This window comes from Pseudomonas sp. S2_C03 (assembly GCF_054668405.1).
The window spans coordinates 6,310,017-6,334,924 of record NZ_CP162766.1 but is presented as its reverse complement, the minus strand read 5'-3'; the positions used below and the strand labels follow the sequence as shown (position 1 = coordinate 6,334,924).

The window sequence follows — 24,908 nt, the reverse complement described above, 5'->3', positions numbered from 1 at the left end:
GTCCAGAATCTGCCGTCAACACCTTTTTATGCTTTTCTTGCAGAAGATGACTTTCCCGCCCTGAAACGCGGGATACGGCGGGCTACAGAAGGCAGACGCAGCACCAATAACAGCGCGCCTATAACGGCATACACCGCCCACTCCTTAAGATCGGCCCGCACGATCCACAACATATGCAGCAAACCCAGTCCGAGCACGACATAGGCCAAACGATGCAACTTCTTCCAACGAGACCCCAGGCGTCGCTGACTATAGCGATTTGACGTCACCGCCAACGCCAGCAAACCAAGGAACCCCAGCGCCCCAACAATAATGTAGGGCCGCTTGCGTAATTCGACGCCCAGTTGAGACCAGTCAAATCCAAGAATGAACGTCATGTAGCCACACATGTGCAGCACCACATAGGCGAAACACCACAACCCCAACTGCCGCCGTACAGCCACCCACCCCGCCCAACCGGTCAGCTTTTGCAACGGCGTCATGCTCAAGGTGATCAGCAGCAAGATCAGCGTTCCAAGCCCAAGTCGATCAACCAACACTTTGCCAGGATCAGGCCCAAGCAAATCAGCCCACGCCTGATAGAGCCAAAGCAGCGGCCAGATAGCCGCCACTATAAAGACAGCCAATCGCCACAATCGCATCAGTAGTTTTTCCGCAGGTCGAGCCCTGTATATAACGATGCAACTTCATCCGCGTAACCATTGAACATTTGCGTCTCGCGCACATTGGGCTTGAACAATCCACTTGGCAGTCGCCGCTCCCGCGCCTGGGTCCATCGGGGATGGTCGACCGTAGGATTCACGTTGGCGTAAAAACCATATTCATCTGCGGCGATGCTTTGCCAGGTGGTTTTCGGTTGCTCACTGACCAGGCTGATTCGCACGATGGACTTGATGCTCTTGAAGCCGTACTTCCATGGCACTACCAAACGTAGAGGCGCGCCGTTTTGATTGGGCAGCTCGCGCCCATACATGCCTACCGCAAGAATAGCCAAAGGGTTCATCGCCTCATCGAGGCGCAACCCTTCTATATAAGGCCAGTCAATCAAGGCAAAACCCGAACGCTGCCCCGGCATCGTCTTGGGGTCCTGCAGCGTTTCGAAGCGAATGAATTTTGCCTTCGAAGTCGGTTCGACCTGTTTGAGCAATGCCGAGATAGGGAAACCCAGCCATGGAATGACCATCGACCAGGCTTCCACACAGCGCAGACGATAGATACGCTCCTCCAATTGGTAAGGCTTCATGAAGTCTTCCAGCGCATATCGCCCCGGCCTGCCCACCTCCCCGTCCACGACCACACTCCAGGGCTCGGTCTTCAACGCACCCGCGTTCGCAGCCGGATCGCCCTTATCGGCACCGAACTCATAGAAGTTGTTGTAGTGGGTAGCGTCCTTGAACGGCGTGATCGCCTCATCCTTGACGTTGACTGCCCCCCATTGTGTGGAAGCAAGCTTCTCGGCAAACCAGGCAGGCGCCTTGCCGGGTTCGACATCCGGGTATCGAGCGGCATCGGCAGCGCTGGCCCAACGCGGCAGACTGCTCACAGCCAGACCGGCAGCCGCAGCCCCCAGGACACTTCGACGGGATAGATAAAGAGATTGAGGCGTAACGTCCGATTCATGACAGTCGGACGCCTTGGGGACCTTGATCAGCATGGTAACTCCGCAGCATTGGAGAACAGACGCACCAATAGACTGCGGAGTATGGAGGAAATTACACGCTTTTGTTCCGGCGAAGGCGTAACAGATATTGCACCGGCCCTGACGCTGCATAAGCGAGGAACACCAGCAGCAGGATGCGGGGCGGATCACTGAACACGACTGCAAAGACAAGGACGACCGCAAGGATGGCCACGAACGGCACGCGCCCCTTCAGATCCAGTTCCTTGAAGCTGTTGTATTTGATATTGCTGACCATCAGCATGCCGGCAGCGGCAACCAACAACGCCACCAGGAACGACATCTTGGAACCCTGGATACCGTAATCGCTGAAAGCCCAGACAATGCCGGCTACCACTCCCGCAGCTGCCGGACTGGCAAGGCCGATGAAGTAGCGTTTGTCGGCGGTGCCGACCTGGGTGTTGAAACGCGCCAGGCGCAAAGCTGCACCCGCGACATAGATGAAGGCAACCATCCAACCGACCTTGCCCATATCGCCCAACGCCCAGCCGAACGCCAGCAAGGCAGGCGCGACACCAAAGGCGACCATGTCCGACAGCGAGTCGTACTCGGCACCGAAGGCACTCTGGGTGTTGGTCATGCGGGCCACGCGACCATCAAGGCCATCGAGCACCATGGCCACGAAAATCGCGATGGCGGCGAATGCGAAATATTTGCTGGCACCGGCTGCGTCGCCAGCACTCAGGGCGCTCTGCGCACTCATCGAGCTGATGATCGAGTAAAACCCGGCGAACAGGTTCGCCGTGGTGAAAAGATTCGGCAGAAGATAGATACCACGATGCCTGACTTTACGGCCTTCGGCGTCATGCCCTTCTTCGACGTGTTCATCGATGGGCAGCAGGCTTTCGGCGTCGCTAGCCTGGTTTGGCTCTTCGGGACGTTCGCTCATGGAGATTACCTTGCAACGGGGTGGAAAGTTTCGACAGGTGTCTGGGACGACGGTTCGGCCGCAAACGAAGCAGCTTTATACCAGAACCGTCCCCCTCAAACGAAAAAACGCGGCCTAAGCCGCGTTTTTTCGCACAAGTAGCCGACTTAGTTTTTGGCTTTGTCGACGATCTTGTTGGCACCGATCCACGGCATCATGGAGCGCAGTTGCTCGCCGATGACTTCGATACCGTGAGCGGCGTTGTTGCGACGCTTGGCGGTCATCGAAGGATAGCCGGTAGCGCCTTCGCTGATGAACATCTTGGCGTATTCGCCGTCCTGAATACGTTTCAGGGCGTTGCGCATGGCCTGACGGGATTCGGCGTTGATCACTTCCGGCCCGGTCACGTACTCGCCGTACTCGGCGTTGTTGGAGATCGAGTAGTTCATGTTGGCGATACCGCCTTCGTACATGAGGTCAACGATCAGTTTCAGTTCGTGCAGGCATTCGAAGTAGGCCATTTCCGGCGCGTAGCCAGCTTCAACCAGGGTTTCGAAACCGGCTTTGACCAGTTCAACGGTACCGCCGCACAGTACGGCTTGCTCGCCGAACAGGTCGGTTTCGGTCTCGTCCTTGAAAGTGGTTTCGATGATGCCGGTACGACCGCCACCAACGCCAGCAGCGTAGGACAGTGCAACGTTCTTGGCGTTGCCCGAGGCGTCCTGGTAGATCGCGATCAGGTCAGGGATACCGCCGCCTTTCACGAACTCGGAACGTACGGTGTGGCCTGGTGCTTTCGGCGCGATCATGATCACGTCGAGGTCGGCGCGTGGCACGACCTGGTTGTAGTGGATCGCGAAGCCGTGGGAGAAGGCCAGGGTGGCGCCCTTCTTGATGTTCGGCTCGATTTCATTCTTGTACAGCGAGGACTGGAACTCGTCCGGGGTCAGGATCATGACCAGGTCGGCAGCAGCAACAGCCGAAGCAACGTCAGTCACTTTCAGGCCGTGGGCTTCTGCCTTGGCAACGGTAGCCGAACCTTTACGCAGGCCAACGGTAACGTCTACGCCGGAATCTTTCAGGTTGCACGCCTGGGCGTGGCCCTGGGAACCGTAACCGATGATGGCAACTTTCTTGCCCTGGATGATCGACAGGTCGCAGTCTTTATCGTAGAAAACTTTCATGAATTTCCCCTATATATCCAGGCCGTTCAGGCCATTCGCTAATTTGGTTTAGATGCTGAGTACTTTGTCGCCGCGCGCGATGCCGGTGACGCCACTACGGACGGTCTCCAGGATCGAGGCGGTGCCGATGGACTGGATGAAGCTGTCGAGCTTGTCGCTGGTACCGGTCAATTGAACGGTATACACGCTAGCGCTGACATCGACGATCTGCCCACGGTAAATATCGGTAGTGCGTTTGATCTCGGCGCGCTGGGCACCGGTGGCCTTGACCTTGACCAGCATCAGTTCGCGCTCGATGTGAGCACTTTCCGACAGGTCCACCAGCTTGACCACTTCGACCAGCTTGTTCAGGTTTTTGGTGATCTGCTCGATGATCTCATCGTGACCGACTGTGGTCAGCGTCAGACGCGACAGGGTCGGGTCTTCGGTCGGAGCCACGGTCAGGCTTTCGATGTTGTAGTTGCGTTGCGAGAACAGGCCAACCACACGAGACAGAGCGCCAGGTTCGTTTTCCAGAAGCAAGGAAATAATGTGCCGCATGATTAAGTACGCTCCGTCTTGCTCAGCCACATATCGCGCATCGAGCCGTCTTTGATCTGCATCGGGTAGACGTGCTCGCTGGTATCGACCGAAACGTCGATGATCACCAGGCGATCCTTCATGGCGAACGCTTCTTCCATCTTCGACTTCAGGTCTTTCGACTCGGTGATGCGTACGCCAACGTGACCATAGGCTTCGGCCAGCTTGACGAAGTCAGGCAGCGATTCCATGTACGAATGCGAGTGACGGCTGCCATAGCTCATGTCCTGCCACTGGCGAACCATGCCCAGAACGCCGTTGTTGAGGATGACAATCTTGACCGGCAGGCCATATTGCAGACAGGTGGACAGTTCCTGGATGTTCATCTGGATGCTGCCCTCGCCTGTCACACAGACGACGTCGGAGTCAGGGAAGCTCAACTTGATGCCCATGGCCGCCGGGAAACCGAAGCCCATGGTGCCCAGGCCGCCGGAGTTGATCCAGCGGTTAGGCTTGTTGAACTTGTAGTACTGCGCCGCGAACATCTGATGCTGACCGACGTCGGAGGCGACAAAAGCATCGCCCTTGGTCACCTCGCACAGGGTTTCGATCACGGTCTGCGGCTTGATCAGGCTACCGTCGCCCTTGTCATACGGGAACAAGCCACGGTCACCGCGCCACTCATCAACCTGCTTCCACCAACTGGCAACGGACTCCTTGTTCGGGGTTTCGCCGATCTCCTTGAGGATCGCGACCATTTCGGTCAGGACGCTCTCGACCGGACCGACGATAGGTACGTCGGCCTTGATGGTCTTTGAAATCGAAGCCGGATCGATGTCGATGTGAATGATCTTGGCATTCGGGCAGAACTTGGACGCGCCATTGATCACGCGATCGTCGAAACGCGCGCCTACAGCCAGGATCACGTCGGCATGGTGCATCGCGAGGTTGGCAGTGTAGCTGCCGTGCATGCCCAGCATGCCGATGAACTGGCGGTCGGTACCAGGGTAGGCACCGAGCCCCATCAGCGTATTGGTCACTGGCAGGTTGAGCATCTTCGCCAACTCGGTCAGCTGCGCGGAGCCACCACCGAGAATCACGCCACCGCCGGCGTACATGACCGGACGCTTGGCCGCCAGGAGCATTTCGGCTGCCTTGCGGATTTGCCCGGAATGACCACGAACAGCCGGACTGTAGGAACGCAGCTTGGCTTTTTTCGGGAAGATGTATTCGAACTTCTCGGCCGGGTTGGTCATGTCTTTCGGGATATCGACAACGACGGGACCAGGACGACCGGATTGCGCCAGGTAGAACGCTTTCTTCATGACTTCCGGAATTTCCGAGGCGTGTTTGATCATGAAGCTGTGCTTCACGATCGGCCGGGAGATACCGATCATGTCGGTTTCCTGGAACGCGTCGGTACCTACCATGGTGCTCGGCACCTGGCCGGAAATGACCACCATTGGAATGGAGTCCATGTAAGCCGTGGCGATACCGGTGATGGCGTTGGTCGCGCCCGGGCCGGACGTCACCAGTACGACACCGGCTTTACCGGTGGCACGGGCATAGCCGTCAGCCATATGGGTCGCCGCTTGTTCGTGACGAACCAGGATGTGGGTCACTTCCGGTTCTTTGAACAGGGCATCGTAGACATGAAGAAGAGCACCGCCCGGGTACCCGTAGATATATTTGACGCCTTCGTCACGCAAAAAGCGGACGAGCATCTCACCGCCAGATAAAAGCTCCACGTTGTTCACCTCTAAAACGCCAGAATACCGTCCATGTCAGCATGGGACGGGTCTTAATAGGTTTACTTCTCGGCAGAGCATGAGCGACGGTGGTCGCCGACTACGTCAGCACTGACTGAGCAAGTATTGGGATCGTCCCAAGTGTTGCGGGCTTTTCCCACCCAGCGCGAGGTAACGCGTTGCGGGTGTAACAGGTCGACGCGGATGTGCGCCTCATGATCTGCTGAGTGGGTCTGCTTCTGGCAGTCCCTCTACAGCGGACTTTGGATTCTTCTGTTTCGTCCCCTGCAAGTCAAGTCGTCTATGTGCTTTATTGAAGTAAGCACATGAGAAAGCAAGAAAAAACCGCTAAACAGCAACTGTGTTAGCTTCAATTGCGCAACCCGAGACAAGGAAATGGCATGCGAACGTTTTTCCTGACCGCCGCCCTGCTGATGGGCCTCGGCCCCTCGGTCATGGCCGCGCAGATTTACAAATGGGTCGATGAACAAGGCGTCACCCACTTTGACGCACAACCGCCGCAAGGCCGCCAAGCGGAAACCGTGGTCACGCCCTCTTCCTCGTCGGGCACTCCGACCGCGCCGCCACGCAGCAACACCATTGGCGATCAACAGGCCATCGACAAGTCGGTCAAGAGCCAGGTCGCCGAGCAGCAGGCTCAACTGAAGGTGTTCTGCGAGCAAGCCCGGACGAACCTGGCTCAACTCAAGAACAATCCGAGATTACGGGAAGATGTCGATGGGGAGTTGCGCCGCCTGAGCGAGGAGCAACGTCAGGAGCGCACGGCCGAGACGCAGCGGCAGATTGAAGAGAATTGCCAGTGATACGTTGAACCTGTAGGAGCGAGCATGTCGAGGCGTCGAACCGTCGCGATGATGGATCAGACCCCGCGGGGTGCCAGGCTGCCCAGCGTTATCGTTGACGTCCATCGCGACGGTTCGACATGCTCGCGCCTACAGATACAGCTATCTTTAGCGGGTGGCGGTGATCAGCAGGTCGAACTCTTTGAGCAGTTTCTGCAACTGCCGGTCCCGCCCCTGGACATTGCGAGAGGCGAAGACCATCTCGGCCATTTCCTGAATGCCAGAAGCATTGGGCAGCGGCAAATCCTGCTCCAGGATCATTTTCATGCGGGGCAGGAAGATCCATTGCAGCCACTGTTCGAAGTCCAGTGTATCGACCGAAAAGGGCTCGACACTGGACAACGCCTCAGCAGGAGGCGAGACATCGTCCCACCAGCCTTGAACCCTCAGTTCGCGCTCGATCAGCAGCAAGTGTTCGGCAATTTTTGGAAAACGCACGTCCATCACGAAGAGACCTTGGCCTTCTGACGAGCCAGTGCCGCGCCAGCAGAGTCACCTTGCTTCTCACGCGCCTGAGCAATCAAATCCCACAGGCTGGCCTGAAGCGCCGGACGCCCATTGGCGAATGTCAGGCCACGACGGGCAAACTGTTCAGCTTGCGCTGCATCGCCTTGGGCCATGCGCACCTGCGCCAGGCGATAAAGCACTTGCGGCTCACGGGGCGCAACGCGCTGGGCCCGCTCCAGGCTGGAAGACGCGCCATTCAGGTCACCACCAGCCTGTTGCTGTTGAGCGGTGGTCAACAGCGCCAATACCGGACCGTCCAATTGCTCGTCGGCCGACAGGCCACCGGCGCTCGCGGAGGGAATGCCGCTCGGGGTCGACGGCATGCTGTAACTGCCCTGATTGATCGGCGCCGACGAAGTGTCGATTGGGCCAGGGGTAATCGGGCCCGAGCTCGAAGGGCCTGGCGTGATCGGCGAAGTGCTGATCGGCGCGGACGAAACGGCGCCGCCGCCCGGCACCATGACCACGACACCGGTATCACCCTGCGGGATGGCCTCGCTCTGAGACTGCACCGGACGCTGTACCGTCGTCTGCCGGAAACCCCCATTGGCCGAAACCCGCTCGCTGTTGGATACGGCACTGCCCGAATCCACCACGGGAATGGAGCCACGCTGTACGCTGGAACAACCGCTGAGCAAAGCCACGGCGGTCATCGCCGGAATCAACCACTTGTTCACTTCAAACCCTCATTGCTTAATTCATCCAGCCCTTGACCCAATCCATCACCGTTTCGCCGGAAGCAGGTTCGCCACCACAGGCGGCGCCGGGAGGCGGTTCGCTGCCGCGAATATACGGCATCTGCACGGCACCTGGGCAATTGGCATCGGAGCCCTGCCCGGTTCGCGAGTCAACCCAGGCCTGAACGACGTTGTCCGGTTGCGGCATGTCCAGCGGCAGCGGGTCGGCTTTGCGCATGAAACTGGTCCAAACCTGCAGCGCGCCGGTGGCACCGGTAAACGGAGTCTTGCCGTTATCATCGCGTCCCAGCCAGACCACCGCCAGCAAGTCCTGGCTGAAGCCTGCGAACCAACTGTCCCGCGAATCGTTACTGGTCCCGGTCTTGCCTGCCAGAGTCAGGGTTTTCGGCAACACGTTGTACACCGAACTGCCCGTACCTTCGCGCATCACTCGCTGCATGGCGTTCTGGATCAGGTAAATGGATGCCGGATCGAAACGCTGTTGAATCTGGAAAGGATAACGCTTGAGCGGCTCGCCCTCAGCCGTCAGTACGCTGCGAATCCCGCGCATTGGCGTATTGAAACCACCGTTGGCGAGCGTCTGGTACATGGTGGCGACCTCGATCGGGGTCATGCCACCGGCCCCCAGCAACATCGACGGGTACGCCGGGAATTCCCGGCTCACACCCAGTCGGGCCACCGTTTTCAGGACGTTGGGCACGCCCACCGCCAACCCGAGACGTGCGGTCGACAGGTTGTAGGAATGCGCCAGGCCTTGATACAGGAAAACCGTGCCATGGGAGCGGCGATCATAGTTCTGCGGCTTCCAGACTTGCCCGTCAGCACCTTTGACCGAAAACGATTCGTCCGACAGCCAACTGGTCAAGGAGTACTGGCTCGGTTTTTCCAGGGCGGTCAGATAAACCGCCGGCTTGATCAGCGAACCAATCGGTCGTACCGCATCCAGCGCCCGGTTGAAGCCGGCGAAACTCGCCTGGCGACTGCCGATCATGGCCTGGACTTCCCCGGTTTCCGGGTTGGTCACCACCATCGCCGCTTCGACATCATCAGAACCTTTGCGCCCCGCCAGCCGTTTGAAGGTGTCGTTGACCGAGGCTTCGGCTTTCATCTGCAGAATCGGATCGAAACTGGTGAAGATCCGCAGGCCTTCTTCAGTCAAGTCTTCGTCGCGGTAGTCTTCACGCAACTGACGTTTGACCAGGTCGATAAAGCCTGGGAACGAGCTGTCGGCCAGCTTGCCGCGAGTGGTCACGCCCAACGGCATTTTCTTCGCCGCCGCGACTTGCTCCGCCGTGGCGACGCCCTGTTGCTCGAGCACATCGAGCACGAGGTTGCGACGCTCCAGTGCGCGCTCGGGATTGCGCCGCGGGTTGTAGTAGGAAGGCCCCTTGACCATACCCACCAACATGGCCACCTGATGCAGTTTGAGTTCGGACAATGGCTGCCCGAAGAAGAACTGACTGGCCAGACCGAAACCGTGCACCGCACGCTGCCCATCCTGACCGACGAACACCTCGTTGAGGTAAGCCTCAAGGATTTCGCGCTTGTCGTAGTGCAGTTCCAGCAACATCGCCATCATGGCTTCGGTGAGTTTACGAGTCAGGCTGCGCTCGCTGGTCAGGTAGAAATTCTTCACCAACTGTTGCGTCAGCGTACTACCACCCTGGGTCATTTTGCCGCCGGAGGTATTGACCCAGACGGCACGGGCAATCGATTTGGGCGATACGCCCCAGTGGCTGTAGAAATCACGGTCTTCCACGGCAACCAGGGTTTCGAGCAGGTACGGCGGTACCTGATCGAGTTTGATCAGGATGCGGTCTTCAAGATTTTTCGGGTAGATGCCGCCGATCAGTAGCGGTTCCAGGCGCACCACAGACAGTTTCGAACCGTTGGTCGCCGAGAGTTCGGCCACGTAGTCGCCGGAGAAACGCACGCGCACCGGTTGCGGCTTTTCCAAGCCTTCATAGAACTGGAACCCCCGCGTGTTCAGGTCAACGGTGTTGCCACTGACAGACGCAGCACCGGGGCCATTGCTGACGCTTTCGCGGCGATAGCCCAGGGCATCGAGTTCCGTCAGGAAGTCTTCTTTACTCAACTTCTGGCCGGTAAACAGCTCAAGCGGACGGGCGTACACCTTCGCCGGGATCGTCCAGCGCTTGCCGGAGAACTTCTCCTGGACGATGGCATCGAGGTAAACGGCGAATCCGGCGAGGAGCACAAGGCCGACCAGACTGAGTTTAATGGCCCAGCCCAGCCAGGGGCGCAGGCCCCGGGAAGGTGGTTTTTTAGGGGTTCGGGGAGATCGAGTACGAGTCATGGCGCCGGATTATACGCAGTTTATTCATAGTCAACAGGAGCGCACCGAGGTTTGCGTCGGGCGGACTTGTGGACATAATGGCGGCCAATAAATTCCCCAGACTCTGAAGGAAAGCCTGTGAGCCAGTCCCTGATCGCCGCCCTGCAAAACCCGGCCCTTTACCCACATCCGGTAGACGGGTTCCAGGTCATCGAGACCCATATCTCCTGGGTCATTCTCACGGGCCCCTTCGCTTATAAAGTGAAAAAGCCGGTGAATTTCGGTTTTCTGGACTTCACCAGCCTGGATGCCCGTGAGCATTTCTGCGGCGAAGAACTGCGCCTGAACCAGCGCCTGACCGATGATTTGTATCTGGAAGTGTTGCCAATCACCGGCAGCATCGACGCGCCACAACTGGGGGGTGATGGTCCCGCGCTCGACTTCGCGCTCAAGATGCGCCAGTTCCCGCAGAGCCAGTTGCTCAGCACCCTGCAAGCCAACGGTGAACTGACCACCGCCCATATCGACGAGATGGCCGCGCAGATCGCCCAGTTCCACCTCAACGCACCGAAAGTGCCAGCCGAACATGAAGCCGGCACTCCCGACAGCGTCATGGCACCCGTGCGGCAGAACTTCGAACAGATCCGCCCATTCCTCAGCGACAAGGCCGACCTGCTGCAACTCGACGCGCTTCAAGCTTGGGCCGAAAGCAGTTTCGATCGCCTCCAACCGCTGTTTGCCCAACGCAAAGCCGAAGGGTTCATCCGTGAATGCCACGGTGATATCCACCTTGGCAACGCCACTGTCATCGACGGCAAGGTCGTGATCTTCGACTGCATCGAATTCAACGAACCGTTTCGCTTCACCGACGTGTATGCCGACACCGGCTTCCTGGCGATGGACCTTGAAGACCGTGGCTTGAAGTGCCTGGCCCGTCGTTTCGTCAGCCAGTACCTGGAGTTGACCGGCGACTACCAGGGCCTGGAAGTGTTGAATTTCTACAAGGCCTATCGCGCGCTGGTTCGCGCCAAGGTCAGCCTGTTCAGCATGCCGGCCGAAGCCGATGCGGTGCAACGCGCCACGACCCTGCGCCAATACCGCAACTACGCCAACCTGGCCGAAAGCTACAGCACCATTCCTTCACGTTTCCTGGCTATTACCCACGGCGTTTCCGCTGTCGGCAAAAGCCATGTGGCCATGCGCCTGGTCGAGGCTCTGGGGGCAATCCGGCTGCGTTCCGACGTAGAGCGCAAGCGCCTGTTCGGTGAGCAAACGGTCAAGAACGATCCTCGAGCCGGTATCTATAGCGACGATTCCAGCGTCGCGACCTACGCCCGCCTGCATGAAATTGCCGCCCAGATCCTGCGCGCCGGCTTCCCGGTGGTGATCGATGCTACCTACCTCAAGCGTGATCAGCGTGATGGCGCCGCACACATCGCCGAAGCCACTGGCGCGCCGTTCCTGATCCTTGACTGCAATGCGCCACAAGCCGTGATCGAAAGCTGGCTGGCGATGCGTCAGGCAGACAAGAACGATCCTTCCGACGCCAACCTGGCCGTAATCGCCGCTCAACAGGCCAATCGTGAAGCGCTGACGCCTGCCGAGATTCTGTGCAGCAAACGCGTCCAGACCAATGAAAGCGGAACCCTGGACACCGTTGTTGCACAAATCCGTCAACGCCTGCCAGGCCTGTAAAGCGTATTTCAGTCGTGAAGCCTTCCACGGCTTCACGACTGTAACGTGGTGGCACTATACTGGCGTCATAAAACCAACAGGTGACCTGACATGAGCCAGCCCAAACTACTCGACACTCCGCTGTATGCTTTGCTGCACAAAGACGACATCAAGGGTTTCAACAACGAACGCCCCAAAGACGGACCTGTCGATATGGTCGGGGGTGATTTCCGCGGCCTGGACCTGCGTGAGTTGAATGCCGAAGGCGTCGACTTCAGCAATGCCTATTTCCGTTCCGCCGACCTGCGCGGTATCGACTTCACACGCTCGAACCTGGAGGGTGCAAGCCTGGCTCACGCCCAAATTTCCGGTGCGTACTTCCCGCCAGAGCTGAGCGCCGACGAGATTCTGATGTCGATGAATTTCGGCACACGCCTGCGTTATCGCTCGCGCTGAAAATGACGGGTCAGTCCGGCGCCGCGTTGCGCTGGACTGAAGGTGGCTTGCCGACTACCAACTGACTACTTCCTGCCTTCCCCACGCGATTTCATCCGTCTACGTCCCCTCCTCGCATGCTTCTTAGAAGCAATTGCTCCAAAACCGACCAAACAATCACGCTTTTCCTACTGATGGCTACACTCCTCAGAAGCTCGCCCACGCACCGTTCGGCCGTCGCAAGGAGGCTTGATGAATGATGAACTGCAGCATCTGAAGAATCTTGGCAAGACGTCGGCGCAGTGGCTGCATGCCGTGGGTATCCATAGCGCCTCGGATTTGCGCCGCCTTGGCGCTGTGGATGCCTATCGGGCCGTGCGCACGCGCGGGTTCCGGGCATCGAAAGTGTTGCTGTACGCGATTGAGGGAGCTCTGATGGATGTGCACTGGAACGACATTCCCGCAGAGCGCAAGGAAGCCCTGAATAAGCAGCTGGATGCTATTTCGTCACGCCACAAGAACTGAACGAGCCCTGCCGCCATGTATTTGCTTGGGGAACAACCGGCTTACGCCGACGCACTGATCAACCGCCTGCAGAATATCCCGACACGCCTGCTGGAGCATTTGACCCCGTGCGGTCCGGTGCTGGAATTCCGTGCAGTCGAGGACCTGGCGGCCGACTTGCCGGGCGATCAGTTGTTTGTCTTGAAAAATGGCTTGCTGTACGGATGCATCGACGAACGCCCACTGTTTTACCTTCATGAAGGTGATCTGGTCGGCTTGCGCCAGGAGGCCGATCTGCCGCGCTGCCGCTTGCGCACCGACAGCCCGATCGCGCTGATACCCTATTTGCGTAGCGAAGTGTTCCGACATATTTACGCTGACTCACAACGCTCGGAACTGTTCGTGCAGTACATGGCCGGGCAGAACGCGCTGCTGTCCGACGCCGTCGCGCGCCTCAAACAACCGGAGTTTCGCAGCACCAACGGTTTTCAGCGCGTGGCGCGTGGCGACCTGCTGATCAATCAGGGCGATGAGGCGGATCATGTTTTCGTCATTATTGAAGGACACGCCGAAGCCTTCGTTGACGGACACAAGGTGGGCGACATCCCCAGGGACGAGATTTTCGGCGCCATGGCGGTGTTCACCGGCGAGAAACGCAACGCGAGCGTGATTGCCAGCGAACCCAGCACGGTCATGTTGATCCCCAAGGATCAGTTTTTGAGCCTCACCCGCAGCAATCCGAAGATCGCCCACAGCCTGATCGAGAGCATGGCGCGCAGAATTGGCTCGTTGAATAAACAGGTTACACATCTGAGCACGATGAAAAATTCGCCCTGACGCCAATGACTACGCGGCCTCGCATCGCTGGAACAACAATTTTCAAATAAATGCAGAATCAGTTGTTGACTCGGTAATGAGAATCGATATGATTATCACAACTGGTCGCGAGACTGGTCGATATTTGAAAAGCCCTTGGTTCGGACTCTCAGATATCTCCTCATCAGGCTAATCACGGTTATTTGACCCGGCTCTTGCCGGGTCTTTTTTTGCCTGAGAAAAAGCCGCGCTATTTGCCGAACTGCTCACGCATCTGCGCGCAATAATCCGGTGCCTGCGTGACGGGTGTGTACCAAACGTAATCGGCCACTGCCGCCGTCACCTCATTGCCCTGCTCAGCCAACATCAAAACCGTCGGTGCCTGGGCCGGGCCCAAATCCAGGACATGGATCGGCACCCCAACATCCTTGCGTGCGTGGTAAGCCCCCGCCAATAACAACGCTGGAGCGGGCGCCGCGATCAGGCGCTGCGCCATGCGGCGGTCGCGCTGTTGCTGCACGGCGAGCATGGCCGGCATTTGTGATTCAGGCAGCAGGCCGCAATGGGATTCGCTGACTTGCGCCAGCAACTGCGCCCTGACCGTTTCGGCATTCGTGCGCGATCCACTCAGGACCGGCGGCTTGGCATAGATAGCACGGACCTCGTTGGTGTCCAGATTGGCAGCCAGCAACGGATAAGGTTGGGTCAGGGCGAAACTGACGATTGGCCCGTACAGGTTCCAGTCCCAACCTGCCTGCCAGGCCAAGGCACCGGGCAAGTCTGCCGGCAAAGTCGGGGCCTGGCGCAGATCATCGACACGGGCCTGCTGATCCGGCGTGAGCATCTCCAGCAACAGGCTGCCTTGGGGTCGCTGATCTCCCATTGACTGCAACAACCATCGCTGCAGTTCATGATGATCACGGTTGTCGTGCTGTTCCCCCACGATCAATCGCGCCGATTTGGCCAACTGCGACACAAGCTCTTGCGCGCTCAGCACTCGGCCAGTGCGCAAGTCGCGAATCTCGCCGACAACCTGCGGCGGTGCTGAAACGTGTTGGCAGGCACTCAGCAACAGCCCCGCCAGAATTACCCAGATACGCATGCGCTCACCCTGTGGTTTCAGCGGGCGATGATCAACGGATGCCCGCGCTCCGGATGCTGTTGAACCAATACGTCCAGACCGAATACGGACTTGAGCGGTCCTGGGCGCAGCACCTGTTCAGGTGTATCGAGCGCCACCGGACGCCCGCCTTCGAGTAACAACAGGCGGTCACAGTAACGCGCCGCCAGATTCAGATCATGCAGGATCACCATGACCGCCGCACCGCGGTCAGCGAATTCGCGCACCGCCTGGAGGGTCGTGTGCTGGTGCAGCGGATCGAGCATCGAGGTCGGCTCGTCCAGCAGCAGGGTCTGCCCAACGTCGCCAGGCCAGAGTTGAGCCAGCACACGGGCCAGGTGCACCCGCTGACGCTCGCCACCGGACAATGCCAGATAACTGCGCCCCATCAAATGCCTGGCGTCGGCGGCCTGCAAGGCGGCCGCGACGATTTCGTCGTCCCGGAGTCGCCCGCTCTGATGCGGCAAGCGCCCCATACCGACCACTTCCTCCACGCGAAACGCGAAATCCAGGGTCGATACCTGCGGCAATACAGCCAGGCGCTGCGCACGGCGGGCGCCCGTCCATTCGCGCAACTCGCGATCGTCAAGCCACACGCTGGGTTGATCCGCGTGCAACTCACCTGCCAAGGCACTCAGCAGCGTACTTTTACCGGCTCCGTTCGGCCCCAGCACGCCGAGTACTTCACCGGGCTTGAGCTCAAGCGTGATGTCCGTCAGGACCCGTTGGTGCCCCCTATGGATGTGCAGATTTTGCGTTCGCAACATCAGGCACGCCCCCGCAGTAACAGATACAGAAAGAACGGCGCACCAATGAACGCCGTAACAATCCCGATCGGCAGCTCGGCCGGCGCCAACGCCAGGCGCGCCACCAGATCGGCCAAGAGGAGCAGGCTCGCCCCCGCCAGCACCGAAGCCGGCAACAGGACACGATGATCCGGGCCAGCCAGCAAGCGCACCAGATGCGGCACGACCAACCCGACGAAGCCGATCATTCCCGCCGCCGCAACCGCTGCCCCAACCCCCAGCGCCGTACAAAACACCAGCTCGCGCTTGAGTCCTTCGACATCGATGCCCAGGTGACCGGCCTCCGACTCGCCGAGCAACAACGCATTCAGCGCTCTGGCCCGGCGCGGCAGCCACAACGCCACGCCGACACTGATCAGCAACAATGGCCAAAGTCGCGAATAACTGGCGCCATTGAGGCTACCCAGGTTCCAGAACGTCAGCGTGCGCAAGGTCGCGTCATCCGCCAGATAGGTAAACAGCCCAACGGCGGAACCGGCCAGTGCGGTCAAGGCGATACCGGCCAGCAGCATGATCGCGACATGGGTCTGCCCATTTCGCCGGCCCAGTCGGTACACCAGCGCCGTCACGCCAAGACCACCGAGAAACGCGCACAGCGACAACAAATACGGCCCGGCGGATTCAGGCAATCCCCCAAAAGCCGAGCCGCCGACAATCGCGATCGCCGCACCCAAGGCCGCGCCGCTGGAAACGCCAACCAGGCCCGGATCAGCCAGCGGATTGCGAAACAGACCTTGCATCGCCACACCCGACAGCGCCAATACGCCGCCCACCGCCAACCCGAGCAAGGTACGCGGTAGGCGAATCTGGCCCAGGATCAGTTCAGCCTGTTCCAGCCCATCGGCGGCAATCGGCAAACCGAGCATGCGCAACGTCGCGCGCAGGGTATCGAACAACGGCAGGCTGACTGGCCCCAGCGCCAGAGACAGCCAGATCGCCAGCACGCACAGGACACCCAGGCCAATGAACAAAGTCCGTGGTTTTACGAGTACGGTCATGGAGTGGCAGTGCCGGGGTAGAACAGATCACTGATGTTTTTCAAGGCAGCGGGCAATCGAGGGCCGAGTCCACCCACCAGAAGGGTCGGATCAAGCTCCATGACCCGCCCATCTTTAGCGGCACGGGTTGAGGACAGGATCGGATTTTCCTTGAACAACGCGGCACGCGCCGCTTCGCCAGTCAGGGCACGGTCAGCGAAGACCAATACTTCGGGGTCCAGGCTGATCAGGGATTCGTTGGAAAAAAGTTTGTAACCGGCGTGGGTCGCCAGATTATGCCCGCCGGCTTTCTGGATCAGCCAGTCGGCCGCGGTGTCCTTGCCGGCGATCAGGGGTTTGCCACCCGCATGACCCACCAATAACAGCACCCCAGGCGACGATTGCGTCAACTGCGCCTTGGTGACGCGGACTTTCTGCTGGTCCAGTTGCTGTTGATAGTCCTGATACACCTGCGTAGCCTTGTCTTCAGCCCCCAGCAACTTGCCCAGGTGCTGCAGATTGCCTTGAAGCGTTGGCAGATCAGGCTGGGCGGAAAACAGTTCGACTTGTACCCCGGCAGTACGAATCTGCGACAGCACCGGCGGCGGCCCCATTTCCTCGGTGCCCACCAGAATGTGTGGGCGCAGGCTCAAGACACCTTCCGCCGACAGCTGCCGTTGATAGCCGATGCTCGGTAACGCCTTGAGAGATGGTGGGTGCTGGCTGGTGGTGTCGACTCCGACCAGTTTCGATTCGCCCCCCAGTTCACAGACCCATTCCGACAGGGCGCCTCCGGCACTGACCCAACGTTGTGGCAACTCGGCCGCCATGGCGTGATGGCTGGCGAAAAGTCCGACGCAAAGCGCAACAACGCGGGTACTCAGACGCATAAACGACTTCCTTTGAAAGGTTTTCCCAGACATTGAGATGTCAGGCCAAGTATCCTCGGCTCCGTGCACCTTTGTCCCACGGACAAGTCGGCCATTTGATAATTGTTTGCATTTGAACGTCAAGCTCGGACATATCCAGTCACGAGCCGTCGGCGTTGAGGAGAGTCATGAAGTTTCTCTGCGCCGGCACTGAGCTGGCCGATTCCAGCAGCCGCGGTTTCGACGTCGAGGGGCGGAAGCTGTTCGCCGTGCGTCGCAACGGCCTGGTCCATGTTTATCTCAACCGCTGCCCGCACCGTGGCGTAGGGCTGGAATGGACGCCCGACCAATTTCTCGACCCGAGTAACACCCTGATCCAGTGCGCCACCCATGGCGCATTGTTCCTGATTGAGGACGGCGAATGCGTGGCCGGCCCCTGCGCCGGACAATTTCTCACCGGCATTGATTGCCGCGAAGACGACCAGGGTATCTGGATCAGCGTCTAACGACCGAGCAACACGTCCAGTCGCCGCTCAACCCGCATTTCTTCATGGCTCAAGCGCACACCGTACGCCAGCACCTCGACTCCACACGCTACTGCTTCTCGCAATGCCGACGCGTAGGCCGCATCGATTTCGTCCGCTGGGCGCACGGCGTCGATATCGTTCAGGCACACGCAGTACAATTGCACAGCGCGGATGCCGTCCCTGGCCAGATGCGCCAGCTCACGCAAATGCTTGGCACCCCGCTGGGTCACCGCATCGGGAAACGCCGCAACGGATGATCCGTCGAAGCCCAGTGTCACGCTTTTGACCTCCACATAGGCGGGGCCACTCGGGTAGTCGAGACGAAAATCGATGCGACTTCGTTCCTGTCCGTAAGCCACTTCACGCTTGAGCTCGGTAAAACCAGCCAGTTCGGTGATGACGCCGCCACGCAGCGCCTCCTCGACCAAACCATTGGCACGTCCGGTATTTACGCAAAACAGCCGTCCTTGTGGGGTTTCACCGATTTCCCAAGTGCCCGTCAATTTGCGCTTCGGGTCGTTTGAGCGACTGAACCACACTTGACCGCCTTCAACCTGGCAATTAAGCATCGAGCCGGTATTCGGGCAATGTAGGGTGAGGAACTCGCCGTCAACGGTCTCGATATCGGCGAGAAACCGCTTGTAGCGCCGGATCAGGCGACCTTCTTCGAGGGGCGGGTGAAAACGCATCAGCCTTGCCAGCTCCGCAAGCCGCGAGCGATGCGCTCAACCGCTTCCTGTAGGCGCGGCAGACTCTGGGTGTAGGCAAACCGAACGTGATGGCTGGACTGGTAGCGCCCGAAATCGAGACCAGGCGTAATTGCAACATGCTCGGTTTCAAGGAAATGTTTACAGAACGCGAAGGCATCACCGCCGAACTGGCTGATATCGGCGTACAAATAGAAGGCGCCCTCAGGCTCCACGGCAATATTGAATCCCAGCTCACGCAGGGCCGGCAACAGGAAGTCCCGACGTCGGCCAAATTCGGCGCGGCGTTCTTCAAGAATATTAATAGTCGCCGGTTCGAAACAGGCCAAAGCCGCATGCTGGGCCACGCTTGGGGCACTGATGTAGAGGTTCTGGGCCAGTTTCTCCAGCTCACCTACCGCTGCCTCCGGTGCCACCAGCCAGCCCAGCCGCCAACCGGTCATGCCGAAATACTTGGAAAAACTATTCAGCACAAAGGCGTCGTCGTCGACTTCCAGGACGCTGGCGGCATCGGTGCCGTAAGTCAGGCCGTGGTAGATCTCGTCCACCACCAGATGACCGTGACGCGCCTTGATTGCATCGGATAACCCGGCCAGGTCGTCGCGGCTCAGGATCGTACCCGTCGGGTTGGCGGGCGAGGCCACCAGCGCACCGACGCTGTCTTTGTCCCAATGGCGCTCGACGAGATCCGGCGTCAGTTGATATCGCACCTCGGGCCCCACAGGGACTAGCTGCGCCGCACCTTCGACCAGTCGCAGAAAATGCCGATTGCACGGGTAGCCCGGATCCGCCAGTAGCCAGTGTTTGCCCGGATCCACCAGCAAGGCACTGGCCAGCAGCAACGCGCCGGAGCCGCCGGGGGTAATGAGGATGCGCCGCGGATCGATACCCAAACCATAACGCTGCTGATAGAAACCCGAAATGGCCTCGCGCAGTTCTGGAATGCCGCGGGCGGCAGTGTAACGGGTCTTCCCTGCCGACAACGCCGCTTGGCCGGCCTGGATGATCGGCTCGGCGGTGGTGAAGTCCGGCTCGCCGATTTCCAGATGAATCACATCAAAGCCGGCCGCTTGCAGTTCATTGGCCCGCGCCAGCAGCGCCATGACATGGAACGGTTCGATCGCGCGACTGCGGGCACTGTAGGACTGGGCCATTAGCCTTCCTTCAACAAAAGGGGAAAAAACCGATTCTACCCAAGCGCGGGAACGAGCGAGAACCAAAAGCGGTCAGACACCTGGTACCCCTGGCCACAAACGACTCATACGCGTGCGCCAGGTTTGACTAAAATCATTACTTGATCAGGCCTCCATCGCCAGCAGACAAGGCTTTGCAATCATTTGCAAGCCCCACCGGGCCGTGACCTCGACATCCGGGAGTAGCGCGGTCCGACTTGATCTGTTAAGTTCGCCCGCTTGCAGCCGCAGGGCCGGCAGGTGCCGGTGATGGAGCAATCCTGCGCAGATGGATTACAAGAGTAGAGGCGGTCTATTTCATGTCCACCCAAGCAAAGCAACAGCCAATCAGCGGTTTCGAACCTTACGTTCAAACCAAGGGTGAGGAATACATGGGCAAGCCCATGCGCGCTCACTTCACCAAGGTCCTGAACAAGTGGAAACAGGACTTGATGCAGGAAGTCGACCGCACGGTTGATCACATGAAGGACGAAGCAGCCAACTTCCCGGACCCGGCAGACCGTGCCAGCCAGGAAGAAGAGTTTGCCCTCGAACTGCGCGCCCGCGACCGCGAGCGCAAGCTGATCAAGAAGATCGACAAGACTCTGCAACTGATCGAAGACGAAGAGTACGGCTGGTGCGAATCCTGCGGCGTCGAGATTGGCGTCAAGCGTCTGGAAGCCCGCCCTACCGCCGACATGTGTGTTGACTGCAAGACCCTGGCGGAAATCAAGGAAAAACAAGTCGGCAAGTAATGGCGATTTGAATGAAGAACGGAGCGTGCGAACGCTCCGTTTTTGTTTCTGATATTTACCCGCCCCTGTAGGAGCGTAAGCCTGAAAGATATCGCGCCATGAAATCCCGCACCTACATCGGACGCTTCGCCCCCACCCCAAGCGGACATCTGCATTTCGGTTCGCTGGTCGCCGCGCTGGCTTCGTACCTCGACGCCCGTGCAGTGGGTGGGCGTTGGCTGATGCGCATGGAAGATCTCGATCCGCCGCGGGAAGAGCCCGGCGCGCAGGCAGCCATTCTCCACGCCCTGGAAAGCTACGGTTTCGAGTGGGATGGCGAACTGGTCCGCCAGAGCGAGCGCCACGACGCGTACGCCAACATGCTCGATCAGTTGTTCAATCACGGCCTGGCGTACGCCTGCACCTGCTCGCGCAAACAGCTTGAGCCCTATCACGGCATTTATCCCGGGCTGTGCCGCAATGTCGGTCACAGTCCTGAAGGCGCAGCCATCCGTCTGCGCGTCCCCGAGCTCGAATATCACTTCATCGACCGCGTGCAGGGTGAGTACCGCCAGCACTTGGGCCGGGAGGTCGGTGACTTCGTGATCCGTCGCCGCGATGGCCTGTACGCCTATCAATTGGCGGTGGTGCTCGATGACGCCTGGCAGGGCATCACCGATATCGTTCGCGGCGCCGACCTGCTGGACTCTACCCCGCGCCAGTTGTACCTGCAGGAACTGCTCGGTCTGCGGCAGCCTCGTTATCTGCACATTCCTCTGATCACCCAGCCTGACGGCAACAAGCTCGGCAAGTCCTACCGCTCGCCGCCACTGACCAAAGATCAGGCAACACCCTTATTGCTGCGGGCACTGCGGGCACTCGGGCAAAATCCCGGGACCGAACTGACCTACGGCACGCCCCGGGAAGTGTTGGACTGGGGCATCGCCCACTGGGATGCATCGAAGATCCCGCGCACACTCAACCTGCCCGAAGCGCAACTACAGTGATCAGGCTTGCAGTGGCTCACCCATCCGTTACCATCGCCGCACGTTTTCAGGCACGCGCATAAATAAAGAGAGGCCGGGATGTACATCTATCGCTTGGTCCTGCTCCTGGTAGTGGGGATCTATCTGTTCTCCCCAGCCATCATGGATTGGTGGATCGACGCCACAGGCGCCTGGTATCGCCCTTATCTGCTCTGGCTGATCCTGATCGTCGTGACCTTCATCCTGCAGAGCCAAAAAGATGCCGATGAGCTTTAGCCTGACCCAGATGATCCTGATCAGCGCCGCCTACCTGGCAGTGCTGTTCGGCGTGGCCTGGGTCAGCGAACGGGGCATGATCCCCCGGGCGATCATTCGCCACCCGCTGACGTACACCCTGTCGCTGGGGGTCTACGCCAGTGCATGGGCGTTTTACGGCACGGTTGGCCTGGCCTACCAGTATGGCTATGGCTTTCTGTCGAGTTACCTCGGGGTTTCCGGTGCATTCCTGCTGGCGCCGGTGTTGCTGTACCCAATCCTGAAAATCACCCGCACCTATCAGTTATCGTCACTCGCCGACCTGTTCGCGTTCCGCTTTCGCAGTACCTGGGCGGGCGCGCTGACCACCATCTTCATGTTGATCGGCGTGCTGCCGTTGCTGGCCCTGCAGATTCAAGCGGTGGCCGACTCCATCAGCATTCTCACCGGCGAACCGGTACAGCATCGCGTGGCGCTGAGCTTCTGCGCATTGATTACCCTGTTCACGATTTTCTTCGGCTCACGACACATCGCCACTCGCGAGAAGCATGAGGGCCTGGTGTTTGCGATTGCCTTTGAGTCGGTGATCAAGCTGATCGCCATTGGCGGTGTCGGCCTGTATGCCCTTTATGGTGTATTCGACGGACCCCAACAGCTTGAGCTTTGGTTGCTGCAAAACCAGACCGCCCTCGCCGCCCTGCACACGCCCTTGCAGGAAGGCCCGTGGCGCACGTTGTTGCTGGTGTTCTTCGCGTCGGCGATCGTGATGCCGCACATGTACCACATGACCTTTACCGAAAACCTCAACCCGCGCTCGCTGGTCAGCGCGAGCTGGGGCTTGCCGCTGTTCCTGCTGTTGATGAGTCTGGCGGTGCCGCTGATTCTCTGGGCCGGACTGAAACTGGGTGCCACCACCAATCCTGAATTCTTCACCTTGGGCATCGGCATCGCCGCCAACAGTCCGGCCCTGGCGCTGCTGGCCTATGTCGGAGGGTTGTCGGCCGCCAGCGGCCTGATCATCGTCACCACCCTGGCCCTGTCCGGGATGGCCCTGAACCACCTGGTGCTGCCGCTTTACCAGCCCCCTGCCGAAGGCAACATCTATCGCTGGCTGAAGTGGACCCGCCGCGCCTTGATCGTCGCGATCATCATGGCCGGCTACGGTTTCTACCTGCTGCTGGGGGCCGAGCAGGACCTTGCAAACCTGGGCATCGTCGCGTTCGTCGCCACCCTGCAGTTCCTGCCTGGCGTGTTGTCGGTCCTGTACTGGCCGACCGCCAACCGTCGCGGCTTCATCGCCGGCCTGCTGGCGGGGATATTGGTGTGGCTGATCACCATGCTGTTACCCCTGGTGGGCAACCTTCAGGGTTTCTACATTCCGCTGCTGAACATGATCTACGTGCTGGACGACACCAGTTGGCACATGGCGGCCATCGCATCGCTGGCCGCCAACGTGCTGATGTTCACCCTGATTTCACTGTTCACCAACGCCAGCACCGAAGAGGCCAGCGCCGCCGAAGCCTGCGCGGTCGACAACGTGCGTCGCCCGCAACGCCGGGAACTGCATGCCGCCTCGCCCCAGGAATTCGCCACGCAACTGGCCAAGCCCCTGGGTGCCAAGGCGGCACAGAAGGAAGTCGAACAGGCCCTGCGCGATCTCTATCTGCCGTTCGACGAACGCCGGCCGTATGCCCTGCGCCGCTTGCGGGACCGGATCGAAGCCAACCTCTCCGGCCTGATGGGGCCGAGCGTGGCACAAGACATGGTCGAAACCTTCCTGCCGTACAAGGCTGGCGGCGAAAACTACGTCACCGAAGACATTCATTTCATCGAAAGTCGCCTTGAGGATTATCACTCGCGCCTGACCGGCCTGGCCGCCGAACTCGACGCCCTGCGCCGCTACCACCGCCAGACCCTGCAGGAATTGCCCATGGGCGTTTGCTCCCTGGCCAAGGACCAGGAAATCCTCATGTGGAACAAGGCCATGGAGGAGCTCACCGGCATCGCCGCGCAACGCGTGGTCGGTTCGCGCCTGAGCACCATTACCGAACCGTGGAAGGGCCTGCTGCAAGGTTTCATCAACGTGCCGGACGAGCACTTGCACAAGCAGCACCTGGCTCTCGATGGCCAGACCCGCTGGCTCAACCTGCACAAGGCGGCCATCGATGAACCACTCGCGCCGGGCAACAGCGGGCTGGTACTGCTGGTCGAAGACCTGACCGAAACCCAGATGCTCGAAGACAAACTGGTGCACTCCGAGCGTCTGGCCAGCATCGGCCGTCTCGCAGCGGGCGTGGCCCATGAGATCGGCAACCCGATTACCGGCATTGCCTGCCTGGCTCAGAATCTGCGCGAAGAGCGTGAGGAAGATGGCGAGCTCAAGGAAATCAGCGGCCAGATCATCGAGCAGACCAAACGCGTGTCGCGCATCGTCCAGTCATTGATGAGCTTCGCCCATGCCGGGAGCCATCAGCACAACGATGAAGCCGTCTGTCTGGCCGAGGTGGCCCAGGATGCCATCGGCCTGCTGGCGCTGAACCGACGCAATTTCGAGGTACAGTTCTACAACCTGTGCGATCCCGAGCACTGGGTCGAAGGCGATCCGCAACGACTCGCCCAGGTCCTCATCAATTTGCTCTCAAACGCCCGTGACGCCTCGCCTCCGGGCAGCGCGGTGCGGGTCAAGAGCGAAGCCTACGAACACACGGTCGACCTGATCGTCGAAGACGAAGGCAGTGGCATACCCAAGAACATCATGGACCGACTGTTCGAGCCTTTCTTCACCACCAAGGACCCTGGCGAAGGCACCGGTCTGGGCCTTGCACTGGTCTATTCCATCGTTGAAGAGCATTATGGACAAATCACCATCGACAGCCCGGCTGATGTTCAAAGCCAACGCGGCACCCGTATCAGGGTCACTTTGCCGCGTCATGTCGAAGCGACGTCCGCTGTGAACTGAGACCGT

At 59.5% G+C, this 24,908-nt stretch carries 25 protein-coding genes; 10 read left to right on the top strand and 15 right to left on the bottom strand.

The genetic code is table 11. The features are described 5' to 3' along the window. Positions 1-26: 26 nt before the first annotated feature. The 6 genes from msrQ to AB4N64_RS29240 all read right to left on the bottom strand — a co-directional run bounded on the left by msrQ (position 27) and on the right by AB4N64_RS29240 (position 5,997). Complete coding sequence (gene msrQ / locus AB4N64_RS29265; protein WP_460120860.1) at positions 27-641, bottom strand: protein-methionine-sulfoxide reductase heme-binding subunit MsrQ; 615 nt, start codon at positions 639-641, stop codon at positions 27-29. Next, positions 641-1,654 carry a protein-methionine-sulfoxide reductase catalytic subunit MsrP gene (msrP, locus tag AB4N64_RS29260; RefSeq protein ID WP_460120858.1) on the bottom strand — a complete coding sequence of 338 codons (1,014 nt, stop codon included), beginning with the start codon at positions 1,652-1,654 and terminating at the stop codon, positions 641-643. The genes msrQ and msrP overlap by 1 nt, the downstream gene beginning before the upstream one ends. A 58-nt stretch (positions 1,655-1,712) precedes the next feature. Then, positions 1,713-2,567 carry a CDP-diacylglycerol--serine O-phosphatidyltransferase gene (gene pssA / locus AB4N64_RS29255; protein ID WP_460120856.1) on the bottom strand — a complete coding sequence of 285 codons (855 nt, stop codon included), beginning with the start codon at positions 2,565-2,567 and terminating at the stop codon, positions 1,713-1,715. Between the two features lie 146 nt (positions 2,568-2,713). Further along, on the bottom strand, positions 2,714-3,730 hold the full coding sequence (gene ilvC, locus AB4N64_RS29250; protein WP_007909969.1) for a ketol-acid reductoisomerase: 1,017 nt from the start codon (positions 3,728-3,730) through the stop codon (positions 2,714-2,716). Positions 3,731-3,778: 48 nt separating this feature from the next. Beyond that, positions 3,779-4,270 (bottom strand): acetolactate synthase small subunit, encoded by a 492-nt coding sequence (gene ilvN, locus AB4N64_RS29245; RefSeq protein ID WP_040064172.1) that lies wholly within the window; start codon positions 4,268-4,270, stop codon positions 3,779-3,781. 2 nt (positions 4,271-4,272) lie between these two features. Continuing rightward, a complete protein-coding gene (locus AB4N64_RS29240; RefSeq protein WP_460120854.1) occupies positions 4,273-5,997 on the bottom strand; it encodes an acetolactate synthase 3 large subunit in 1,725 nt (574 codons plus the stop codon). 401 nt (positions 5,998-6,398) lie between these two features. Here AB4N64_RS29240 and AB4N64_RS29235 point away from each other — a divergent pair, with 401 nt between their 5' ends. Next, positions 6,399-6,821, top strand: coding sequence for a DUF4124 domain-containing protein (locus tag AB4N64_RS29235; RefSeq protein WP_460120851.1), 423 nt, complete (start codon positions 6,399-6,401; stop codon positions 6,819-6,821). 147 nt (positions 6,822-6,968) lie between these two features. Here AB4N64_RS29235 and AB4N64_RS29230 read toward each other — a convergent pair whose 3' ends face one another. From AB4N64_RS29230 to mrcB, 3 genes are read right to left on the bottom strand one after another with little or no spacing between them, the layout of a single operon-like run. Continuing rightward, entirely contained in the window at positions 6,969-7,304 is a 336-nt protein-coding gene (locus tag AB4N64_RS29230) for a YqcC family protein (protein ID WP_460120850.1), read from the bottom strand. Continuing rightward, positions 7,304-8,044 carry a hypothetical protein gene (locus AB4N64_RS29225; RefSeq protein ID WP_460120848.1) on the bottom strand — a complete coding sequence of 247 codons (741 nt, stop codon included), beginning with the start codon at positions 8,042-8,044 and terminating at the stop codon, positions 7,304-7,306. Before AB4N64_RS29225 ends, AB4N64_RS29230 begins: the two co-directional genes overlap by 1 nt. A 16-nt stretch (positions 8,045-8,060) precedes the next feature. Beyond that, entirely contained in the window at positions 8,061-10,382 is a 2,322-nt protein-coding gene (mrcB, locus tag AB4N64_RS29220) for a penicillin-binding protein 1B (protein WP_460120846.1), read from the bottom strand. A gap of 117 nt (positions 10,383-10,499) precedes the next feature. On the opposite strand from mrcB, the gene AB4N64_RS29215 reads away from it, so the two are divergent. The 4 genes from AB4N64_RS29215 (at position 10,500) to AB4N64_RS29200 (ending at position 13,811) form a co-directional block, all read left to right on the top strand. Next, complete coding sequence (locus tag AB4N64_RS29215) at positions 10,500-12,056, top strand: bifunctional aminoglycoside phosphotransferase/ATP-binding protein (RefSeq protein WP_460120844.1); 1,557 nt, start codon at positions 10,500-10,502, stop codon at positions 12,054-12,056. Between the two features lie 90 nt (positions 12,057-12,146). Next, the gene (locus AB4N64_RS29210; RefSeq protein ID WP_460120842.1) at positions 12,147-12,491 is read left to right on the top strand and encodes a pentapeptide repeat-containing protein; all 345 of its coding nucleotides are present in this window, start codon (positions 12,147-12,149) and stop codon (positions 12,489-12,491) included. Positions 12,492-12,722: 231 nt separating this feature from the next. Further along, a complete protein-coding gene (locus AB4N64_RS29205) occupies positions 12,723-12,995 on the top strand; it encodes a TfoX/Sxy family protein (protein ID WP_009050884.1) in 273 nt (90 codons plus the stop codon). Between the two features lie 15 nt (positions 12,996-13,010). Continuing rightward, on the top strand, positions 13,011-13,811 hold the full coding sequence (locus AB4N64_RS29200) for a Crp/Fnr family transcriptional regulator (RefSeq protein ID WP_460120840.1): 801 nt from the start codon (positions 13,011-13,013) through the stop codon (positions 13,809-13,811). A 229-nt stretch (positions 13,812-14,040) separates the two neighbouring features. Here AB4N64_RS29200 and AB4N64_RS29195 read toward each other — a convergent pair whose 3' ends face one another. The 4 genes from AB4N64_RS29195 to AB4N64_RS29180 are packed head-to-tail and all read right to left on the bottom strand — an operon-like array spanning position 14,041 to position 17,583. Beyond that, the gene (locus AB4N64_RS29195; protein WP_460120839.1) at positions 14,041-14,892 is read right to left on the bottom strand and encodes a ChaN family lipoprotein; all 852 of its coding nucleotides are present in this window, start codon (positions 14,890-14,892) and stop codon (positions 14,041-14,043) included. Positions 14,893-14,909: 17 nt separating this feature from the next. Then, positions 14,910-15,674 (bottom strand): heme ABC transporter ATP-binding protein, encoded by a 765-nt coding sequence (locus AB4N64_RS29190; RefSeq protein ID WP_460126895.1) that lies wholly within the window; start codon positions 15,672-15,674, stop codon positions 14,910-14,912. 2 nt (positions 15,675-15,676) lie between these two features. Beyond that, positions 15,677-16,660, bottom strand: coding sequence for a FecCD family ABC transporter permease (locus AB4N64_RS29185; RefSeq protein ID WP_460126893.1), 984 nt, complete (start codon positions 16,658-16,660; stop codon positions 15,677-15,679). 50 nt (positions 16,661-16,710) lie between these two features. Further along, a complete protein-coding gene (locus AB4N64_RS29180) occupies positions 16,711-17,583 on the bottom strand; it encodes a heme/hemin ABC transporter substrate-binding protein (RefSeq protein ID WP_460120837.1) in 873 nt (290 codons plus the stop codon). Between the two features lie 167 nt (positions 17,584-17,750). Here AB4N64_RS29180 and AB4N64_RS29175 point away from each other — a divergent pair, with 167 nt between their 5' ends. Beyond that, the gene (locus tag AB4N64_RS29175; RefSeq protein WP_460120835.1) at positions 17,751-18,068 is read left to right on the top strand and encodes a Rieske (2Fe-2S) protein; all 318 of its coding nucleotides are present in this window, start codon (positions 17,751-17,753) and stop codon (positions 18,066-18,068) included. Here AB4N64_RS29175 and sfsA read toward each other — a convergent pair. Both sfsA and AB4N64_RS29165 read right to left on the bottom strand, forming a co-directional pair. Further along, positions 18,065-18,778 carry a DNA/RNA nuclease SfsA gene (gene sfsA / locus AB4N64_RS29170; protein ID WP_460120833.1) on the bottom strand — a complete coding sequence of 238 codons (714 nt, stop codon included), beginning with the start codon at positions 18,776-18,778 and terminating at the stop codon, positions 18,065-18,067. The two genes, AB4N64_RS29175 and sfsA, sit on opposite strands and share 4 nt — an antisense overlap. Next, the gene (locus tag AB4N64_RS29165) at positions 18,778-19,950 is read right to left on the bottom strand and encodes a pyridoxal phosphate-dependent aminotransferase (protein ID WP_460120832.1); all 1,173 of its coding nucleotides are present in this window, start codon (positions 19,948-19,950) and stop codon (positions 18,778-18,780) included. Before AB4N64_RS29165 ends, sfsA begins: the two co-directional genes overlap by 1 nt. Positions 19,951-20,288: 338 nt before the next feature. Here AB4N64_RS29165 and dksA point away from each other — a divergent pair, with 338 nt between their 5' ends. The 4 genes from dksA (at position 20,289) to AB4N64_RS29145 (ending at position 24,902) form a co-directional block, all read left to right on the top strand. Further along, entirely contained in the window at positions 20,289-20,723 is a 435-nt protein-coding gene (dksA, locus tag AB4N64_RS29160; RefSeq protein ID WP_460120830.1) for an RNA polymerase-binding protein DksA, read from the top strand. Positions 20,724-20,821: 98 nt separating this feature from the next. After that, on the top strand, positions 20,822-21,709 hold the full coding sequence (gene gluQRS / locus AB4N64_RS29155) for a tRNA glutamyl-Q(34) synthetase GluQRS (protein ID WP_460120828.1): 888 nt from the start codon (positions 20,822-20,824) through the stop codon (positions 21,707-21,709). A 78-nt stretch (positions 21,710-21,787) separates the two neighbouring features. Then, positions 21,788-21,964: a hypothetical protein gene (locus AB4N64_RS29150; protein ID WP_003176118.1), complete on the top strand. Its 177-nt coding sequence runs from the start codon at positions 21,788-21,790 to the stop codon at positions 21,962-21,964. Next, positions 21,948-24,902 carry a sensor histidine kinase gene (locus tag AB4N64_RS29145; protein ID WP_460120827.1) on the top strand — a complete coding sequence of 985 codons (2,955 nt, stop codon included), beginning with the start codon at positions 21,948-21,950 and terminating at the stop codon, positions 24,900-24,902. Before AB4N64_RS29150 ends, AB4N64_RS29145 begins: the two co-directional genes overlap by 17 nt. The last annotated feature ends 6 nt before the right edge of the window (positions 24,903-24,908 follow it).

Coding starts and splice junctions, on each gene's coding strand:
- msrQ (WP_460120860.1), bottom strand. CDS start 641: ATGCGATTGTGGCGATTGGCTGTCTTTATAGTGGCGGCTATCTGGCCG.
- msrP (WP_460120858.1), bottom strand. CDS start 1,654: ATGCTGATCAAGGTCCCCAAGGCGTCCGACTGTCATGAATCGGACGTT.
- pssA (WP_460120856.1), bottom strand. CDS start 2,567: ATGAGCGAACGTCCCGAAGAGCCAAACCAGGCTAGCGACGCCGAAAGC.
- ilvC (WP_007909969.1), bottom strand. CDS start 3,730: ATGAAAGTTTTCTACGATAAAGACTGCGACCTGTCGATCATCCAGGGC.
- ilvN (WP_040064172.1), bottom strand. CDS start 4,270: ATGCGGCACATTATTTCCTTGCTTCTGGAAAACGAACCTGGCGCTCTG.
- AB4N64_RS29235 (WP_460120851.1), top strand. CDS start 6,399: ATGCGAACGTTTTTCCTGACCGCCGCCCTGCTGATGGGCCTCGGCCCC.
- AB4N64_RS29230 (WP_460120850.1), bottom strand. CDS start 7,304: ATGGACGTGCGTTTTCCAAAAATTGCCGAACACTTGCTGCTGATCGAG.
- mrcB (WP_460120846.1), bottom strand. CDS start 10,382: ATGACTCGTACTCGATCTCCCCGAACCCCTAAAAAACCACCTTCCCGG.
- AB4N64_RS29210 (WP_460120842.1), top strand. CDS start 12,147: ATGAGCCAGCCCAAACTACTCGACACTCCGCTGTATGCTTTGCTGCAC.
- AB4N64_RS29205 (WP_009050884.1), top strand. CDS start 12,723: ATGAATGATGAACTGCAGCATCTGAAGAATCTTGGCAAGACGTCGGCG.
- AB4N64_RS29200 (WP_460120840.1), top strand. CDS start 13,011: ATGTATTTGCTTGGGGAACAACCGGCTTACGCCGACGCACTGATCAAC.
- AB4N64_RS29195 (WP_460120839.1), bottom strand. CDS start 14,892: ATGCGTATCTGGGTAATTCTGGCGGGGCTGTTGCTGAGTGCCTGCCAA.
- AB4N64_RS29180 (WP_460120837.1), bottom strand. CDS start 17,583: ATGCGTCTGAGTACCCGCGTTGTTGCGCTTTGCGTCGGACTTTTCGCC.
- AB4N64_RS29175 (WP_460120835.1), top strand. CDS start 17,751: ATGAAGTTTCTCTGCGCCGGCACTGAGCTGGCCGATTCCAGCAGCCGC.
- sfsA (WP_460120833.1), bottom strand. CDS start 18,778: ATGCGTTTTCACCCGCCCCTCGAAGAAGGTCGCCTGATCCGGCGCTAC.
- AB4N64_RS29165 (WP_460120832.1), bottom strand. CDS start 19,950: ATGGCCCAGTCCTACAGTGCCCGCAGTCGCGCGATCGAACCGTTCCAT.
- dksA (WP_460120830.1), top strand. CDS start 20,289: ATGTCCACCCAAGCAAAGCAACAGCCAATCAGCGGTTTCGAACCTTAC.
- gluQRS (WP_460120828.1), top strand. CDS start 20,822: ATGAAATCCCGCACCTACATCGGACGCTTCGCCCCCACCCCAAGCGGA.
- AB4N64_RS29150 (WP_003176118.1), top strand. CDS start 21,788: ATGTACATCTATCGCTTGGTCCTGCTCCTGGTAGTGGGGATCTATCTG.
- AB4N64_RS29145 (WP_460120827.1), top strand. CDS start 21,948: ATGCCGATGAGCTTTAGCCTGACCCAGATGATCCTGATCAGCGCCGCC.